This is a genomic window from Aerococcus kribbianus (assembly GCF_026805545.1).
In the GTDB taxonomy this organism is placed as follows: domain Bacteria; phylum Bacillota; class Bacilli; order Lactobacillales; family Aerococcaceae; genus Aerococcus; species Aerococcus kribbianus.
In genome coordinates this window covers 1,051,342-1,069,652 of the sequence record NZ_JAPRFR010000001.1, presented here as the reverse complement: position 1 = coordinate 1,069,652, position 18,311 = coordinate 1,051,342, and the positions used below count along the sequence as shown (strand labels likewise).

The following is an 18,311-nucleotide window of genomic DNA, read 5'->3' as shown; positions in this document are numbered from 1 at the left end:
TGTGGCCGATCACCCTCTCAGGTCGGCTATGCATCATGGTCTTGGTAGGCCGTTACCCCACCAACTAACTAATGCACCGCAAGGTCATCTATAAGTGACAGCAGAGCCGTCTTTTAAGTCACCATTATGCAAAAGTGACTCATATGCGGTATTAGCACCCGTTTCCGGATGTTATCCCCCGCTTATAGGTAGATTCCTTACGTGTTACTCACCCGTCCGCCGCTAACGTTCGAGGTGCAAGCACCTCGTCGGTTCGCTCGACTTGCATGTATTAGGCACGCCGCCAGCGTTCGTCCTGAGCCAGGATCAAACTCTCATGAAAGATTGTTTCATGAGCTTCTAGCTCATTTTATTGCTGACTTATTTATAGTAGTTCGCACTACTTCGAATTGTTTGGGTTGTTAACTTCTGTTAACTCCCTACACAAATTGGTTCGTCTTCTTTGTTCAGTTTTCAAAGGTCTATGTCGTTGCGTTTGCTGCAACTTTTATATCATACCACAAACAATAAATGCTTGTCAATAGATTTTTTAAAAAATATTTTTAGAGCTTTTTGTGCTCCGTTGCTCTCTTGAAGCAACTCAATTAGTATATCAAGGACTTGGTTCCTTGTCAATAACTTTTTGGAAAAAATATTTATTTTGTCGATTGAGAGGTGTTTCGTCTCAACGATTGATAATTATCATAGCATGTTCAGAAGAATTTGTAAAGACTTTGTAAATATTTTTTACATTATACATTTACAAAGTTTTTCAGTCTCTATTTATCTTAGTGGTTTCCTTCTACCGACAGGAATTATCAAACATAAAAAGACTGGAACACTTGGTCCAGTCTTCTTCTTAATATGTAAATATTTATCTCTTAATCGAGTTCTGAAATGCAAGTCCTTCGACTGTTTCCTAAAGACGTTTGGATATTGTCTAATCATCAGTTTGGCTCCAAAAGTCAGAACAGACTGCCTTTCTCAAAATCACTCAGATGGCCGTTAGCCATCTATCGCGTTTTGGTCCAAGGCTTCTGTTCTAAACGACTTTTGTCACACCCTTTAGTCGAGTTCTGAAAAACAGCCCCATCAGTATTTTCTGAAAATGAGTCAGTATTCTGTGAATACTTCCCATTTTCAGACAAATCCATTGGAGCTAAACGTTTTTCATCTCATCCTTACAGTCGAGTTCGCAATCACATAACTCATATAAATTTAACTTTATTTCCAAGCGTCTTCTATAAATGCCTTACGACCTGATCCGTGCGAATACCGTTGATAGTGACGAGGATTTTTCTTATAGAATTGTTGGTGATAGTCTTCAGCCGGCCAGAAAGTAGAAGCCGGTGTAATTTGAGTAACAATTTCTTTATCAAATCGACCACTCGCTTGTAATTGATCTTTAGATTTTTGGGCAGACTCTTTTTGTGCCTCACTATGGTAAAAAATTTCTGGACGATAAGAAGAGCCGCGGTCAGCAAATTGACCCATAGCATCAGTTGGATCGGTTTGTTGCCAATAAATTTCCAAGAGTTCTGGATAAGAAATCACATCATTATCAAAAGTAATTTGTACCGCTTCAGTATGGCCTGTTGTCTCTTGACAGACTTCTTCATAAGTTGGATTTTCTTTATGACCCCCTGTATAACCAGAAAGAACATTTTCAATACCAGGACTCTCTTCAAAAGGTTGTACCATACACCAGAAACAGCCTCCTGCAAATGTTGCTTTTTCACTTGCCATCGTATCACTCCTTGCTTTTACTTAATTATAGCTAAATTCGAAAAAAATTGAAATCGCTCTGCTCTTGCAGGCTCTTGATTACATTAACTAAATATAATTTAAGACGACCAGGTCTTAACACTTGGTCATCTTAAATTAGGTAAGTTACTGGCCAAAAAGTTGGTCTCCCCATGAATCAAACATGTCTGCCATCAAGCGACTAACATAAACAAATAGATTAATTCGCCCAACATCTTGACTAGAATGGATAGAATTTTTCAATTTATTATCACTGAAGAGGCTTTGATAAAAATCGACGCCTACTTTCACAGTGTTAACGGGTTCTGATTGTTCTAACGGTGCATTCAAAACAATCTGTCCTTGGGCATTATATTGCCAAGCATGGGAGTAAACTGTCTTAATTGATGACCGATCATAATCTTTAGGTAAAAATATGGCTAAAGTATGGTCAAAAACTAGGGAAGTCGTGTCTTGTTTTCCTTGGGAGACATCTACCGTTTCGCCGCCTGGAGCTGTTTCTCCTGCTCCTTGCAGTTCAACATATTTCAGTTGCGTGTTGAGATAATCTAGTAAACGATTCGTTTCTTGGTAACGTAATTGGTCTGTGGCTGCGCCTAAAGTAATCGCATAAACAGGTTGACCAGCAATTTCTGTTATCACTAAAATACATGACCCCGTCTGTTTCTCAGTCCCCGTTTTTAGTCCAAAGACATCCTCACGGTGATAAGGACTAGATGCGACATACTTGTTGGCATTAACAATGGGATAGTTTTCCTCTTCATTCAAAGGAAAGTCAATCTTAGCTTGTTGGGACCTGTCTTGAAGCTCTGGATAATCCGCAATTAATTCTCGAGCCATAAACAAAACATCGCGAGCGCGCATACGATTTTCCAAGTCTTCAGAATATTGGGGCGCATTATCACCCACCAAATGATTAGCCGACATGCCAGAAGCCGTATAGAGATCATACTCTGATATCCCTAGTTCCACTAGTTTATTCTTCATCATAGACACAAAATCTTTTTCTGAACCAGCAATATATTCTGCCAAAGCTACAATAGCAGCATTAGCTGATCCCACTATAGTTGCATTAATTAAATCTTCTGCCCGATATAAATCAGTTGACTCTTCTAAGGGGACATTGGCGTAACCTTCTTCTCTGGCTAAGGCTGCCACGTCAGCTGACACAGGAATTTTAGTATCCAGGGACAATTTCCCAGCTGCGATGGCATCATAAACGACATATAAGCTGAGCAACTTAGTAATTGAAGCAATCCCAGCTAATTGATCAGCCTCTTTTTGGTAGAGAATTTGTCCAGACTCCGCATCGATAGCCATGGCATGAGGCACGTCAATCGTTAATTGTTGTGAAAAGTGAGCCAATGACTGATCCGCTTGATTTTCCTCTGCTTGCACTTGATTAATAGCTGGGGTAAAAATTCCAACAAAAAGTAGTAACAATTGCAGGCAGATGAAGGATCTAAATGCTATTTTCATAGCTAACCTCACTTTCATAAACATTAGGCAGAGTAAAAATAAAACGCGTTCCCGTTTGATCCGATTCCGCGTGGATTTCGCCATGGTGGAGTTCAATAATCGACTCTGTTATTGCCAAACCGAGTCCACTCCCTTTGATTCCTTGGTTGCGCGAAGGATCACCACGATAAAAACGCTGGAAAAGATTTTCCAGAGTCGCTTGTGGAATTTGATTACCATCGTTTTCAACAACAAAACGGCTAAAGTCTTCATATTGAGTCACTGAAATCTTCACATAATCGCCTGACCCGCCATATTTAAAGGCATTGGTCAATAAATTAGCAAAGACACGGACCATTTTTTCTGAATCCATATCGATAAATATGTCTTGGTCACGGTCAATATCGATTTCAATGTGCCGTCCTACCTCTTCGGCTTCTATTTCAAATTCAACCGCTAATTGATCTAACATATGAGCGACATTGACTTGACCAATCTCAACTTGGGTATTGATTTGCTTTACCTTGGTATATTCAAACAAATCTTCTACCATGCGTTGCAGCTGGATGGCCTTATCATAAGCAATCTTAATATATTTCTCCTCTTGTTCGGCATTTTTATATTGTTTTTGCTCTAAGAGACCTAAATAACCAATAACTGAAGTCAATGGGGTGCGAATATCATGACTCATGTTGGTGATTAGTTCGTCTTTGGACTGCTCAATCCGCCGTTCTTCTTCCATCGCCTTAACAGTTGAATCGACTAACCGATTAACACTATTCACCACGGGTTCCATGGAATTTGCTTTGTCAATAGAAATACGGTGGTTATAATTCCCCTGAGAAATATAATGTAACTCGTCTAAAATATAACCTAATTGAATGGTTCGCCATCTCCGATAAATACGCCATACAATAAAGGCAAAGGACGCCACCAAATACATCAGTGTAAAACTCACAAAAAATATTTGTTGGAAACGTAAAATATTTAAAGCCGCAAAAGGAAAGGCGATAATCAATTGGGGGTAATATTGTTCATAGAGTACGATAAAGACGAAGGTCAATCCAAAGTAGGCAATAGCTAAAATAGCCAACCATACCAAGGCTTCAACAGCAACTTCAGCATACTCGCGTCTTTTTCGTTTATGCAAGCGAACACCTCAATCTCTAAGCATGGTTAGGGGAAACAATTTTGTAGCCAACGCCCCATACAGTCGAAATCACCTTATCGCCATTGGTGGCTTCACCAATCTTATCGCGTAAATGACTCACGTGAACCATAACTGTTTTAGCGGACACCACAGCTTCTTGTTGCCATACGCGTTCGAAGATTTCGTCCGCAGAAAACACCGTATTAGGGTTGGATGCTAAAAGGAAAAGAATACCAAATTCTAAAGCGGTCAGCTTAATTTCCACCCCTTCAATGGTTTGTACAATATGTGAAGTCTTATCGATAATCAAAGGCCCAACCTCAATAACATTGGCATCTTGGTCATGAGACCGTGACCGGCGTAAGAGTGACTTCACCCGGGCCATTACTTCTAGGGGATTAAAGGGTTTAGTGACATAGTCATCTGCCCCTGTAGTTAATCCGGTAATTTTATCCATATCAGTTGATTTGGCACTCAACAATAAAATAGGAATTTCCATATGACGGTTTCTAAGTTCTTTGACCACAGAAATCCCATCTTTACCAGGCATCATAATATCAAGAATTATCACATCAATATCAGGATGATTAGATAATTGTTCGAGCGCTTGGTCGCCATCATAGGCTTTAACCACATCATACTCCTCGTTCGCTGAGTAGATGCTTAGGAGTTCAACGATTTCTTTGTCATCATCAACAATTAAAATTTTCATTTTATTCACACTCCATCCAATACTTAATCTTATTCTAGCAAACATTGATTTCATAATTAAATAAAATTCATTAACAAAGCCTTTAAGAAAAGTTAAAGAAGGGCTTGTCAGCCGATATTTTCTCTAAAATTTTGCTTCCATCCTATTAAAGCTACTTATAAAAGGAGAGCTATTATGAAATAGAGTAAGAATAGGGGAAGCTTTTGGGCCCTCGTTTACTAGGTGATCCAAGAAATAATTATCATTTCCTCAGCCTTGGTCTTACACTGGGTTTTCAGTAATCACTGGTGGCTCTAATACGAATAAAAAAGCTGAGGCCCTTCACTAAGTTCTCCTATAGAGATGACCTAGCCTATGCCTCAGCTACCAGTTTACTCATTATTTTCGATGATAAAAGTAATAGTTTGTGCAACATGATCCATATGACAAGCTAATTTTTTATCCGTTGCGAAATAATTACAACCTGCGCGAACCCGATAAAACAGTTTATCGCCTGCTTCATTAATAAGCAGATAAGTGTTTTCCTTAAAACAAAAACGGTAAGCTATCTTATCCTTAGTAAATTGCGGGATAATAATGTCATAATTCTGATAGTCTGGAGGGATTTCCACCCCATATTCAAAATGAAAACTTTCCACTATTTTCACCACTTTCTATATTGACGACAAGGATGAATTAACCGGCTTTTTAATCGCCCTCAGTATAGCATAAGGCTTTTTAAGGCACAAAAATAACGGTTCCATATGAAGGTTGCTATTAAGCGCTTCAACAAGTAGACTTTTGATAGCAAAAGAAGCTGAGATAAAATCCTCAGCTTCTTCATAAATATACGAACCTATATCTCTTAGTCAAGTTCCTAAAGGCGTTGGGGCTAAACGTTTTTCATCTCATCCTTTTATTGCCGGGAGTAGTTTGGTGATTCTTTGATGATTTGAACGTCGTGTGGGTGGGATTCGATGAGTCCGGCACCGGTGATTTTTACAAATTGGGCATCTTGACGTAGGGAATTAATGTCTTTGGCTCCTACATAACCCATACCTGATTGGATACCACCAATCATCTGGAAGACTGTATCGGTAGCTGATCCCTTGTAAGCAACACGACCTTCAATTCCTTCTGGAACGAGTTTATTGGCTTCATTGACTTCTCCTTGGAAGTAGCGGTCGGCAGAGCCTTTCTTCATAGCACCTAAACTACCCATGCCCCGATAGGTTTTGAAGCGACGGCCTTGGAAAATTTCAAATTCACCTGGTGATTCATCCGTTCCTGCTAACATAGAACCTAACATCACGGCGTGACCACCTGCTGCTAAGGCTTTGACGATGTCACCTGAATATTTAATTCCCCCGTCAGCGATGATGGTTTTACCGTAATCATTAGCGACTGTGGCCGCATCATAAATAGCGGTAATTTGTGGCACTCCCACACCAGCGACCACGCGAGTCGTACAAATTGAACCTGGTCCAATACCAACTTTTACCACATCAACACCAGCATCATAGAGTGCTTTTGTCCCTGCGGCAGTCGCTACATTACCTGCAATAATTGTAGCTTGTGGGAATTCTTGACGGAATTCAGCGATTTTACGCAAGACACCCGCTGAATGACCATGAGCGGTATCAATGACAATAGCATCTGCACCGGCTTCTAGTAAGGCCTTACCTCGTTCAAAAGTATCTGATGACACCCCAACAGCAGCGGCGCATAGTAAACGGCCTTGGTCATCCTTGGCAGAATTAGGATAGTCTTTGACCCGTTCAATATCTTTGAAGGTTAATAAACCGGTAAGTTGGTTATCGTCATCCACCAACAATAGCTTTTCAATCCGGTGGGCTTGAAGAATATAGCTAGCTTCTTCTAAACTAGTGCCTTGTGGTGCAGTGACCAAGTCTTCCTTAGTCATTACTGAACCAATTTCTTGGCTAAGATCATCAATGAAGCGAATATCTCGATTAGTGATAATACCGACTAATTCGTGAGACTCTTCATCTGCAACAATAGGGACACCAGAAATATGATAACGACCCATTAATTCGTCGGCTTGGGCGATGGTATTATGTGGGAAGAGATAAAATGGATCAGTAATGACACCTGATTCTGACCGTTTCACCTTCCGTACTTCTTCGGCTTGTTGGTCAATAGTCATGTTCTTATGAATGACACCTAAACCACCCTGCCGAGCCATCGCTATGGCCATTTTAGAATCTGTTACGGTATCCATAGAAGCAGATAAGATAGGGATATTTAATTTAATATTATCTGCTAATTGTGTACTTAAGTCGACTTCATGGGGTAGAACATCTGATGCTTGCGGTACTAACAAAACATCATCGAAGGTTAGCCCTTCTTTTACAAACTTATCTTCCCACCGATTCGCCATTTTAGACCATCTCCTTAAATTATTTTTCCTACTAGCTTAGCACCAGGCAATTTTGAAGTCAATGCCTTCTCTATTTTTACCGGCAATTTTTAGCTTTTCATCATTTTCGCAAGGGTTTTATCATTGGTTTTTAATGGTAGCCAAAACCTCATCCGAATCAAGATCATCATAGAAAACTTGGTCGCCCACTATAACAGTTGGTGTTACCGTAATATGGGCAGCATCAGCTTCTTCACCTACTACGGTTTCATTAATTTTATTGCCTTGGTATTTAAATCCTAAGGTCTCTTCAGCAAAGTCAAACACTCCGGCCCAATCACTAGCTGCCCACTCACCCAAGTGATCATAAATACTAACAATTTGTTGGTAAGCTTGATCAGGTTTTTTATAATCAACGAAACGATTCATGACATTTCCTTTGAACAAGCCTTTTTTTGTCATCGGCAGATGCTTAATAACACGACGAACTTGGCCATTAGCAACTAATTTCTCCATTTCTGCCTGTACTGCTTGGAAATAAGTCTTGGCATCAGGACAGCGGAAGTTTAAATATTCATAAACTGTTACCGGCGCTTGGTCGTCACCTAAGATAAGTGCTTGCTTGTCAGTGATTTTGCTGGTATCGACAGCCGGAACGTCACGGTCCTGGCCCTTGACACGGGCTAGAGCATTGTCCAACCACTCACGAATGGTAAAGTAATCCTCATGTTCATCAAAGATTTGCCCTTTGAAGTAGGCGGTAGGAATAAATTGCACTCCTGCTGCTTCGCCTTCATCACGAATGCTTTGAGCAAAGTCTTGGTTATCTTGCTTTTTAAGGGCTAATTCTTCTTCCAACCATTGCACGACTTCCGTTTGGTCAGCATGTTTAAAGACTTCTTGATGAGCCAAGAAATAGTTAATCCATTGGTAGGCTAGCTCTGGATCATCATAAGGTAAATATTGGTGAATAATATTAGAATTCCGTAAATCTTTCTTATCTCGGTCATATAGTTTAATAGAGACTTGTAAAAGCCCACGAGAGACATAATCTTCTAAAAGGCCTTGATTGGCTTGGTGAAATTTTCGGCAAAAAGGACAAGCCAAGTTCAAGTAAATAATCATTTGTAAAGGTGCTTGGTCTTGACCGAGTTTTATCCCTAGATTGGCATCCACTTTTGAAAAATCAATATTACTTATGTCCACACAATTTCCTCCTTATTAACTGTTGGCATTAATGATTACCCTTATTCTAACGCAAATCACTAAGAAAATTAAAAAAAGCGACCGAGACGTTTGTCTTGGTCGCTCATTGTTTTAAGGATGACGTTTTTCATCTCATCCTTTTAGTTGAGCTCGCAAAAGCAAGAGCTTCGGATATTTGTCCAATAGGCTAAAAGATTTAAGTTCATATCTTTTGCCTATTGGCTCAAATCTCTCGCTCTTACCGCTTTTGCTCTCATCCTTTTATAATACTTTGTCTAAAAATTCTTTGGTTCTTGATTCTTGTGGGTTGTCGAAGATTTGTTCTGGGGTGCCGTCTTCTACGACGTAGCCTTCTTCCATGAAGACAACGCGGTCGGCAACTTCACGTGCGAAGCCCATTTCGTGAGTGACCACAACCATGGTCATTCCCTCTTTGGCTAAGTTTTGCATAACTTCTAATACATCCCCTACCATCTCAGGGTCGAGGGCAGAAGTCGGTTCGTCAAAGAGCATGATATCAGGACTCATTGCTAAGGCACGTGCGATAGCTACACGTTGCTTTTGGCCCCCTGACAAGGAATCAGGATAAGCTTCGATTTTGTCTTCTAAACCTACCAATTCTAACAATTCTTGCGCTTTTTTGTCCGCTTCTTCTTCCGTCAATTTTTCGAGTTCAACGGGAGCAAGGGTAATATTTTCACGAATGGATAAATGTGGGAAGAGGTTAAAGTGTTGGAATACCATCCCAACATTTTCCCGGGCTTTGTTGATATCTGTGCTTTTGGCAGTAATATCATAGCCATTAATAACAACGGTTCCACCATTAATTTTTTCCAAACGATTCATACAGCGTAAGAAGGTTGACTTACCAGACCCAGACGGCCCGATAATACAAACGACTTCACCTTCTTCAACATCAAGATTAATTGACTTTAAAACGACATACTTACCAAAGGCTTTCTTCAAGTTTTTAACTTCGATCAAAGACATTATAGCATCTCCTTCTCTAGCTTGTTCGATAGTTTAGTTAATAGGGTAATAATGACCACATAAATTACACCTACGATAATCCACATAGAACCAGATTGGTAGGTCCGAGCGATAATAATCCGACCCGTTTGTGTTAATTCCACTAAACCAATCACTGATAGTAGAGACGTGTCTTTTAATGTAATAACAAATTGGTTGATTAGAGACGGTGTCATCGTTTTAATGGCTTGCGGTAAAATAATTTTCTTCATGGTAGTCTTACGGTTTAATCCTAGTGACCGTCCCGCTTCCATTTGTCCTTTTGCAATGGATTGAATTCCGCCACGTACAATTTCAGCTACATATGCTGCAGCGTTAAGTCCTAGGGTCATAATCCCAGCAAAGAAAGCAGAATAGTTTACATTCAGTAATTGCGGAATACCAAAGTAAATAAAGAAGGCTAACACCAAGAGTGGCAGTCCTCGCATTAAATCGATATAAACTAAAGCAATATTAGATAAAATACTATTATTGCCAGCCCGCATTAATCCTAAAATAATTCCTAACACTAAAGCAATTAAAACAGATACAACAGCTAGTAATAAGGTATTTCCTAAACCTTGCATCAAGGCAGGAAAGTTGTTAGTTAGTTGACCCATAAACGAATTGTCTACCTCTTCCACATCTGATCCGACATAACGATTGATAATTTCTTCATATTCACCAGATTCTTGGATGTTTGCCAATCCGGCATTGAATTTTTCCAATAGCTCTTGGTTTTCCCCTTTATTGACAGCGAAACCAAATGGAATCTGATCAATTTCATCACCCACTAATTTAAGGTCGATGGTTCCGGTATTCACTGCATAAGCCATAACCGGATAGTCTTCGATAACAGCATCACTATTACCAGACAAAACATCTTGGTACATATTAACGGAATCCTCAAAGGTAGTCACCGTAAATCCGTACTCATCCTTCATTTCATTGGCGATATCAGCTCCTGCTGAACCGATTTTAGTGGCAACATTTTTGCCTTCTAAGTCATCTAAGGTTTCGATATCAGAATCGCCCCGAGCAGCGAACATGGAACCTGCTTCATAGTAAGGGTCGGAAAAGTCAAATGACTCTTCACGTTCAGGGGTAATCCCCATTCCAGCAATCATCCCATCGGCTTGGTTGGACTCTAAAGCTTGCAAGCCAGAACTAAAGGGCATCAAACGATAGTCGATTTCAAAACCTTGGTCCTTCGCAATGGCTTCTAAAATGTCCACATCGATTCCGACTAAGTCGCCGTTACCATCGATAAACTCGAATGGGGCATAGTCAGATGCAGTAATAATCGTATATGTTTCCTTCTCTTCCGCTGACACAGGGCTTGCACCAGCTAAGAAATCAAATGAAAACAGGGCTAAGAATAAGCACACATATTGAAGCCATACTAGCCTCGGCTTATTCTGTTTTGATTTTCCTTTCATTTTTAAAAATCACCTCTATGTGAATATGTTACTGATTTTCTCCAAAAATTGCAATTTATAACCCTGATTTAAGCTTATTTTTTATAATTTTGCAATGTACTATCGGAACCAAATTGCTTTTTATGCGTTGAGTTCTCGGGTGTAAATAGAGATGGTAGACCGCTCAATCATTGGCAATATCATCGTAGTAATTACAGTAATGTTTTGGGTCAGCCATATAAGGGGCTAAGTAAGGCAATAAACCTTTAGTATAATCTAGGTGATAAAAAGTACAAGCAAAAAACGACCCGGCCAGCGGGTCGTTTCCATATTGATTATCTTTAAAATAGGGTACCGGCAATATTATAGGTTTTCTTGTACCACCAGCGACCTAGTAAGGCTAAGACACCAATCAAGATATAGACAAATGGTGGTAAGACACGGTTAATTGATGCTGGAATCAACTGGGTTAGGAAGATAAAGGCAGCCCAAACTAGCATCACGGCAATAGCGACAAAGATGTAACGCCACATCCCCCGCTCACCCTTGGGTTTGTTTAGGTCGGGTTGGTTTTTGGTGATGAAGGCCATAGCAAAACCAGAGACCACAAAATTCATCAATAAGGTAATAATCCCCGCAGAACTAGAGGCCGATTCACTGCCGCCCAACATCATAGTGACGCCATTGATTAAGGCAAAGATACCACCAATCAATAAGCCACCTTCAATCACATACTGGCCAAAGCTAGCAGGTTCAGCGGGCTTATTGTCTTCATAGTTTTCTAAGAATTCGGCATAACTATGTGGGGTACCGTAGAGATGCTTAGCCGTCACCCCTTCTTTTTGTTTATCCAATAACTCTCGGAGCATAGCATTTTCATGTTCTAGAAATTCTCCCTTGAACTCACGATCAGCCATTTCATTTTTAAACTTCCGCATGAAATCCGCATTTTTGTTGGTTAATTGTGGGTACATTTCCTTATTTTCCCGCTCCCAGTTGGCCCGGCTAGCGGTCAAATCAATCTGTTGGTCATCTTTTTTCGTCATCAATACTCTCCCTAACTCATCAAATCATTTACTCGACGCTCACTTGATTCAGCCCGTAATTAGGCCAACACGTTTCGCTTACACATTAAAGCGGAATAACATGACATCGCCGTCTTGAACCACATAGTCTTTCCCTTCAGAACGGTACTTGCCATGTTCCTTAGCAGCTTGGGTGCTACCATATTCCATTAAATCATCAAAACTGACGGTTTCAGCACGGATGAAGCCCCGCTCAAAGTCAGAGTGAATTACCCCAGCCGCTTGTGGGGCTTTCATCCCACGTTTAAAGGTCCAAGCCCGCACTTCTGGTTCACCCGCAGTAAAGAAAGTCTCCAAACCTAGCAAGGTGTAAGCCCGTTGGATTAGGACATCCAAACCAGATTGTTCCATGCCTAAGTCTTCTAGGAACATGGCCTTGTCGTCATCGTCTAGGCTGGCTAGTTCTTCTTCAATTTTTGCTGAAACCACAACCACTTCCGCATTTTCTTGGTTGGCAATATCGCGTACGATTTCCACATAATCATTTCCTGTGGCAGCATCCTCCTCTTGGACATTGGCCACATATAAGACAGGCTTCATGGTTAAGAGGAACATATGCTTGATAAAAGGTTCCTCTTCTTCCGTTAAGTCAACTGTCCGAGCAGGTTGGCTATTTTCTAAAGCTTCTTTGACCTTAGCCAAAGCCTGGGCTTCCACAACAGCCTCATGATTTTTAGATTTTGCCATCTTGGCCGCTTTTTCGTAGCGTTTAGACACGGAGTCTAAGTCAGCTAGAATTAATTCCAAGTTAATGGTATCAATATCATCACTAGGATCAATCTTACCAGAGACATGAGTAATATTTCCGTCGTTGAAACACCGCACCACATGACAAATCGCATCCACTTCACGGATATTGGCTAAAAACTTGTTCCCTAAGCCTTCACCCTTAGAAGCTCCTTTGACAATTCCTGCGATATCAGTAAATTCAAAGGTCGTAGGAATCGTTTTCTTAGGTTGGTACATTTCAGTCAATTGGTCCAAACGATGGTCCGGTACTTCAACCACACCGACATTAGGGTCAATCGTGGCGAAGGGATAGTTGGCGGCCTCTACTTGGGACTTGGTAATGGCATTAAATAAGGTTGATTTCCCTACATTAGGTAAACCAACGATACCTGCTGTTAACGGCATAATTTCACTCTTCCTTTTCTAAATCTACTGGGCAATTTGAATCCGCGTTTTCATCTTCTTCTCAAATTCGCGCCGTGGCATCAAGACAGATTGGCCACAGCCCTGGCATTTGATTCGGATATCGGCGCCCATCCGAATAATTTTCCAGGCATTCTCTCCGCAAGGGTGCGGTTTTTTCATCTCGACAATATCATGAAGTTCATAACTTTTATCTTTAGCCATGAGGGCCTCCTAATCATCCAAACGAATCTGTAATATATCTAAAATCCGGGTTAAGTCATCTTGAGAAAGGTACTCAATCTCAATCTTGCCCCGTTTTCCTTGGTCCTTAATCTGAACACTAGTGCCAAAGCGATCCATTAGCTTATCTTCACTTTCTCTAATATAAGCCGGTTTTTCTAGCTTTTTAGGTGGCGTTTTGACCTTTTCGGCTGGTTCATTGAGGGCTTGGACCATTTTCTCTAATTGACGCACTGTCATGCCCTCGTTAATCACCTTTTTAGCTAAGCGGGATTGGTCTTTTTTATTTTTCAAACCAAGCAAGGTACGGGCTTGGCCCATAGATAAGTCGCCGGATTGAACCATATCCTTGACATCTTGGTTTAAGCCCAGTAAGCGCACAAAATTCGCCACATGGGTCCGACTCTTCCCTAAACGTTGGCTGACTTCAGCCTGGGTTAAATCGAGTTGGTCCATCATATTTTTATAGGCGGTCGCCTCTTCCAAAGGGGTCAAATCTTCCCGTTGCAAGTTTTCAATAATGGCCACTTCAACCATAGCTTCATCCGACATGTCGCGAACGATAGCTGGTATGGTTTCTAAATCCGCCCGTTTAGCGGCCCGAAAACGGCGTTCACCAGCAATGATCTCATAACCCTTGATGGCCGATTGGCGCAAAATAATCGGTTGGAAGACGCCTTGCTCCTTGATTGAAGCAGTCAGCTCTTCCATGGCTTCCTCAGAAAAATGTGTCCGTGGCTGGTAAGGATTGGGACGAATTTCTGATAAGTTTACCTCTTGCACCCGCTGATCATCTAGGCTAGCCTCGTTATCGGCCACAACTTCCTTGGTTTCATCAAATACATCTTCACTGGGCGCAAACAAGGCATCAATTCCACGCCCGAGTCCTTTCTTATGATTGGCCATTAGCTAACACTTCCTTTGCAAGTTCCAGGTACACCTCCGCACCCCGTGACCGAATATCATAATCAATAATTGATTGGCCATAAGACGGCGCCTCTGACAAGCGAACGTTACGTGGAATTAACGTTTGGTAAACCTTGTCTCCAAAGTATTTACGAACTTCTTCCACCACTTCATTACTTAAATTCGTTCGAGCATCATACATGGTCATCAAGACCCCTTCAATCTTAAGGGTCGAATTGAAATGTTTCTGAACTAATTGGATTGTATTCAGTAATTGACTCAAACCTTCCAAGGCATAGTATTCACTCTGCACAGGAATCAAGACCGAATCCGCTGCGGTAAAGGCATTAATGGTTAAATGACCTAAAGAAGGCGGACAGTCCACAAAGATATAATCATAATCTTGAATCAAGGGTTGCAAGGCTGCCTTTAAGCGCGCCTCCCGCCGTGGCAATGACGTTAATTCCACCTCTGCCCCAGCCAACTGAATCGTCGCTGGTACTACAGACAAGTTTTCACGAGAAGACGCCACAATCGCATCACGGATGGGCACCTCATTCACCAAAACATCATAAATGTCATAGGCCACCTCTGCCTTAGGAATACCTAAACCAGATGTCGCATTCCCTTGGGCATCGGAATCAATGAGTAGCACCTTCTTATCATTATAAGCCAAGGCCGCCGCTAAATTGACAGTAGTGGTCGTCTTACCTACACCACCCTTTTGATTGGCAACCGCAATAATTCTTCCCATGATCAAACCTCCAATTAATTCCTCTGCTTATCTAAACATCTGCTAGCCAACAAGGCATCCACACTCGGCCTAAAAATATTAGCACTCATTTAATGCCCTCGCGCGGTAAATATGAAAAGAGCTATGACTCCTGCCACAGCCCTCCGCATTAAAAAGTAGGGCTATCTCCTACCATTCGCTCTTATTCAAAAAGTCTCATAGCTATTGTATCAAAGAATAGGTATAAATAGCTAGTCTTTAAACAGGAAGTGAGAGTATAGAAACAGAAATTTGGCTGCAATGAAATTAATGCGTTAGATATTTATATAAACGTGTTGGCAGTGGCAATTTCAATTTAAGATTCATACTAACAATCGAGGCAGTTTTACCTTCACCTAAAGGCTTAGTCTCCTCTTGAATACTTTGCTGGTCAGGGAAAACTTGTCCTAAATAGTAAAAATCATTGGATTCATTATCTGATTTTTTCACAAATAATAATACTTCCCAGTCTTCACTATTAGCTAATACTTTAATTTCAGGAGAAGTCACCTTCCGTTTAGCCTTAGAATACCAATGCATGGTGACTGGATTTATGAGCGCATCCTCATAAGCAATTTGTGCGCCGGTGAAGTCTTCTCCTTTTTCTAAGGTCACAAAAATAACAAAACGTTTTAAGCGTTCATCGCGTGCATAGCCACCGATATTTTGGTCGACCATTTGTTTATCCCAACCTAAGAGGCGCAAGACATCTCGACGACGATATTTCTGGTATAAGCTAAGTAAGTGGTCTGATTGGTAATCTTGGTTATTATAATCACTGGTTTTTAGAACATCTACAAACAACTCACGATAATATGACTTACTTAAAGCCATTTGCGTTTGATCAGTCAAAGAGATAAGTTCTTCATTATTAACCGTAATAAACGGTACTGATTCATAGCGTTGTCTCATGGTCCCCGCATAATAATCAATGGTTAAGGTATTAATCACTGATTCAACTATAGCCATAGAAGCCACTACACCCGCTTCACGGTAGTAGTCCATCAAATCTTCCTTGCTAATTGTTTGATTTGCCAGTAAATACTGGAGAAGCAAACTTTCATGTGGCCTCTTACCGGGGAGAATTTCAACGCTTAAAAACTGCAATTGTCGATTCTCCCATTCAGTGAGTGACCCAGGATTATCTTTCACTTTCACCAAGAAATCATGATAGGTATTAAATTTATTGGCAATCAAATAAGGGTCCAATGAGTGTTGTTCTTTAAAATCGACTAATCGAGGCACCCGATTCAAACGGTTTTTCAATTGCTTATAAGCTTTTCGCAATTCTTCCATACTATCAGGAACAAAATGATCAATCGCTGCAAACACTCTCTCTTTGGCGATGCTTTCAAAATTAATGGCTGATAAACCAGAAATAAATTGACTTTCTTGGGTTTCACGACGCAAATTATCCCTGTTATGGCTGTTATCTCCCATAAGTGCCATGGGAATCATATAATTATTGCTATAATTACCAATAAAATCTATCACCGTGACAAAGTCTTTAGAAGGATGTTTCCGCAAACCACGCCCTAATTGTTGGGTAAAAATAATACTTGACTTCGTATTACGCAACATCACTACCTGGTTAATCGTAGGAATATCAATCCCTTCATTAAAAATATCTACCGTAAACAAATAACTCACTTCACCCTTTTCTAGGGCCTTAACGGCTTGTTCACGCGCATCGATCGAATCGTCTCCCGTTAAGGCGATACTTTTAATGCCACGTTGGTTAAAGGCGCTGGCTAAAAGTTTACACTCGTCTTTGCGACTACAAAAAACTAAACCCTTAGCGCTAAGTCCACTAACGCCATAGTAATTGATTTTTTCCAACAAAAAATCAACCCGTTCTGGAACCACCAACTGACTCAAATCACTGGCTTCATCAATGACTTGACCATCCTTTTCATAATCAGTGACACCAAAGTAGTGGAAGGGACAAAGTAAATCTTGGTTCAAGGCTTCTTGCAAACGAATCTCATAAGCCACATTATAATCAAAAAGTTCAAAAATATTAAAATTATCTGTCCGTTCTGGCGTGGCTGTCATTCCTAAAAGAAAGTTAGGAGTAAAATAATCAATAATTTCCTGATAGGACTTGGCACCTGCCTTATGAACCTCATCAATTAAAATATAATCAAAATTATCCGGACTAAAACGCTCATAATAATCAGGCTTAGAAATCGTTTGAATGGTCGCAAAAACATACTTGCGATCACCTTGTTTAAGATGCCCAGATAGTATGCCATAATCTTCACTTGGACCTCCCAGCACCCGACGAAAGGATGTCAACGCAGCTTCTAAAATCTGTTCCCTATGCACTACGAATAACATTCGTTTGGGTTGGGCTTGTTTCACATCAAATGCTGATAAATAGGTTTTTCCAGTTCCTGTTGCTGATACCACTAATCCCTTATTGTGTCCACTGGTTCTTAAGGCTTGTAATTCTTTTAAAGCAGCCCTTTGCATGCGATTGGGCTTCACTTCTGTTCTATTATTTATTTTCTCTTCTTTAACCAGTTCCTGCCTTAATAAAGGTTGGTAATTATTTTGATAAGCAATAATCCATTCCTTATTTAGCGGCTGTGCTGCCTGCCACTCTTCCGCTAAATGGTTCTCCATTTGTCGAATAATTTCTCCATGGTCATTAGAAGTCAAACGGATATTCCACTCATAGTTCATTTTTAAAGCTGACATTGTTAAATTCGACGACCCAATAATAAAGGATCGATAATCGTCATGCTGAAATAAATAACCTTTTGAATGAAAACCTTCTTTATTAGAAATTCTTACTTCTAAGTTAGGAATCTTCAATAATTCTAAAAAGACATGTGGGTGATTGAAGGATAAATAATTAGAGGTAATTAATTTCCCTTTAATCCCACGACGAGCTAAATCAGCCAACTGAACTTTGATAGCATCTAAACCATCTGTTGTCAGAAAGGCAATTGAGAAAATAAAGCTTTGGCATTGATCAAGGTCATCTTGGAGAATATTCAACAAATTCTCTTTTTTATGCGGTTGATTGATAATCAAACTAGGGTCCAATTCTGATCCCATTACTTTTTCATCAATAAAGGCTTTCTTTAAAGACGCTTCTAATCTTTCCATTTT

General features: G+C 40.4%; 15 protein-coding genes and 1 rRNA gene. All 16 read right to left on the bottom strand.

What is annotated here, in order from left to right; all coding sequences use genetic code 11:
* Nucleotides 1-322, bottom strand: a 16S ribosomal RNA gene (locus tag OW157_RS04985); the annotation flags it as partial.
* An 881-nt stretch (nucleotides 323-1,203) separates the two neighbouring features.
* On the bottom strand, nucleotides 1,204-1,725 hold the full coding sequence (msrA, locus tag OW157_RS04980; RefSeq protein WP_268752229.1) for a peptide-methionine (S)-S-oxide reductase MsrA: 522 nt from the start codon (nucleotides 1,723-1,725) through the stop codon (nucleotides 1,204-1,206).
* Between the two features lie 144 nt (nucleotides 1,726-1,869).
* Nucleotides 1,870-3,222 (bottom strand): D-alanyl-D-alanine carboxypeptidase family protein, encoded by a 1,353-nt coding sequence (locus tag OW157_RS04975; RefSeq protein WP_268752228.1) that lies wholly within the window; start codon nucleotides 3,220-3,222, stop codon nucleotides 1,870-1,872.
* Nucleotides 3,206-4,351, bottom strand: coding sequence for a sensor histidine kinase (locus tag OW157_RS04970; RefSeq protein ID WP_268752227.1), 1,146 nt, complete (start codon nucleotides 4,349-4,351; stop codon nucleotides 3,206-3,208). The genes OW157_RS04975 and OW157_RS04970 overlap by 17 nt, the downstream gene beginning before the upstream one ends.
* 16 nt (nucleotides 4,352-4,367) lie before the next feature.
* A complete protein-coding gene (locus OW157_RS04965; RefSeq protein ID WP_268752226.1) occupies nucleotides 4,368-5,063 on the bottom strand; it encodes a response regulator transcription factor in 696 nt (231 codons plus the stop codon).
* A 371-nt stretch (nucleotides 5,064-5,434) separates the two neighbouring features.
* Nucleotides 5,435-5,701, bottom strand: a complete 267-nt coding sequence (locus tag OW157_RS04960) for a hypothetical protein (protein ID WP_268752225.1) — start codon at nucleotides 5,699-5,701, stop codon at nucleotides 5,435-5,437.
* Between the two features lie 257 nt (nucleotides 5,702-5,958).
* Nucleotides 5,959-7,443: an IMP dehydrogenase gene (guaB, locus tag OW157_RS04955; protein ID WP_268752224.1), complete on the bottom strand. Its 1,485-nt coding sequence runs from the start codon at nucleotides 7,441-7,443 to the stop codon at nucleotides 5,959-5,961.
* Nucleotides 7,444-7,563: 120 nt separating this feature from the next.
* Nucleotides 7,564-8,628, bottom strand: a complete 1,065-nt coding sequence (locus OW157_RS04950; RefSeq protein ID WP_268752223.1) for a thioredoxin domain-containing protein — start codon at nucleotides 8,626-8,628, stop codon at nucleotides 7,564-7,566.
* 261 nt (nucleotides 8,629-8,889) lie between these two features.
* Nucleotides 8,890-9,618 carry an amino acid ABC transporter ATP-binding protein gene (locus tag OW157_RS04945; protein ID WP_326938039.1) on the bottom strand — a complete coding sequence of 243 codons (729 nt, stop codon included), beginning with the start codon at nucleotides 9,616-9,618 and terminating at the stop codon, nucleotides 8,890-8,892.
* Complete coding sequence (locus OW157_RS04940) at nucleotides 9,618-11,075, bottom strand: ABC transporter substrate-binding protein/permease (RefSeq protein WP_268752222.1); 1,458 nt, start codon at nucleotides 11,073-11,075, stop codon at nucleotides 9,618-9,620. Before OW157_RS04940 ends, OW157_RS04945 begins: the two co-directional genes overlap by 1 nt.
* A 320-nt stretch (nucleotides 11,076-11,395) precedes the next feature.
* Nucleotides 11,396-12,100 carry a DUF1129 domain-containing protein gene (locus OW157_RS04935; protein ID WP_268752221.1) on the bottom strand — a complete coding sequence of 235 codons (705 nt, stop codon included), beginning with the start codon at nucleotides 12,098-12,100 and terminating at the stop codon, nucleotides 11,396-11,398.
* Between the two features lie 78 nt (nucleotides 12,101-12,178).
* Complete coding sequence (ychF, locus tag OW157_RS04930; RefSeq protein WP_268752220.1) at nucleotides 12,179-13,273, bottom strand: redox-regulated ATPase YchF; 1,095 nt, start codon at nucleotides 13,271-13,273, stop codon at nucleotides 12,179-12,181.
* A gap of 24 nt (nucleotides 13,274-13,297) precedes the next feature.
* Nucleotides 13,298-13,495, bottom strand: coding sequence for a DUF951 domain-containing protein (locus OW157_RS04925; protein ID WP_268752219.1), 198 nt, complete (start codon nucleotides 13,493-13,495; stop codon nucleotides 13,298-13,300).
* 9 nt (nucleotides 13,496-13,504) lie between these two features.
* Nucleotides 13,505-14,419: a ParB/RepB/Spo0J family partition protein gene (locus OW157_RS04920; protein WP_268752218.1), complete on the bottom strand. Its 915-nt coding sequence runs from the start codon at nucleotides 14,417-14,419 to the stop codon at nucleotides 13,505-13,507.
* Nucleotides 14,406-15,173 carry a ParA family protein gene (locus OW157_RS04915; protein WP_268752217.1) on the bottom strand — a complete coding sequence of 256 codons (768 nt, stop codon included), beginning with the start codon at nucleotides 15,171-15,173 and terminating at the stop codon, nucleotides 14,406-14,408. Before OW157_RS04915 ends, OW157_RS04920 begins: the two co-directional genes overlap by 14 nt.
* A gap of 285 nt (nucleotides 15,174-15,458) precedes the next feature.
* Nucleotides 15,459-18,308, bottom strand: a complete 2,850-nt coding sequence (locus OW157_RS04910) for a DEAD/DEAH box helicase (RefSeq protein WP_268752216.1) — start codon at nucleotides 18,306-18,308, stop codon at nucleotides 15,459-15,461.
* Nucleotides 18,309-18,311: the final 3 nt, after the last annotated feature.

What these genes read in the sequence shown, in the direction of transcription:
- OW157_RS04910 (WP_268752216.1), bottom strand. Translation starts at nt 18,308, where the DNA reads ATGGAAAGATTAGAAGCGTCTTTAAAGAAAGCCTTTATTGATGAAAAA.
- OW157_RS04945 (WP_326938039.1), bottom strand. Translation starts at nt 9,618, where the DNA reads ATGTCTTTGATCGAAGTTAAAAACTTGAAGAAAGCCTTTGGTAAGTAT.
- ychF (WP_268752220.1), bottom strand. Translation starts at nt 13,273, where the DNA reads ATGCCGTTAACAGCAGGTATCGTTGGTTTACCTAATGTAGGGAAATCA.
- OW157_RS04920 (WP_268752218.1), bottom strand. Translation starts at nt 14,419, where the DNA reads ATGGCCAATCATAAGAAAGGACTCGGGCGTGGAATTGATGCCTTGTTT.
- guaB (WP_268752224.1), bottom strand. Translation starts at nt 7,443, where the DNA reads ATGGCGAATCGGTGGGAAGATAAGTTTGTAAAAGAAGGGCTAACCTTC.
- msrA (WP_268752229.1), bottom strand. Translation starts at nt 1,725, where the DNA reads ATGGCAAGTGAAAAAGCAACATTTGCAGGAGGCTGTTTCTGGTGTATG.
- OW157_RS04940 (WP_268752222.1), bottom strand. Translation starts at nt 11,075, where the DNA reads ATGAAAGGAAAATCAAAACAGAATAAGCCGAGGCTAGTATGGCTTCAA.
- OW157_RS04915 (WP_268752217.1), bottom strand. Translation starts at nt 15,173, where the DNA reads ATGGGAAGAATTATTGCGGTTGCCAATCAAAAGGGTGGTGTAGGTAAG.
- OW157_RS04965 (WP_268752226.1), bottom strand. Translation starts at nt 5,063, where the DNA reads ATGAAAATTTTAATTGTTGATGATGACAAAGAAATCGTTGAACTCCTA.
- OW157_RS04975 (WP_268752228.1), bottom strand. Translation starts at nt 3,222, where the DNA reads ATGAAAATAGCATTTAGATCCTTCATCTGCCTGCAATTGTTACTACTT.
- OW157_RS04925 (WP_268752219.1), bottom strand. Translation starts at nt 13,495, where the DNA reads ATGGCTAAAGATAAAAGTTATGAACTTCATGATATTGTCGAGATGAAA.
- OW157_RS04935 (WP_268752221.1), bottom strand. Translation starts at nt 12,100, where the DNA reads ATGACGAAAAAAGATGACCAACAGATTGATTTGACCGCTAGCCGGGCC.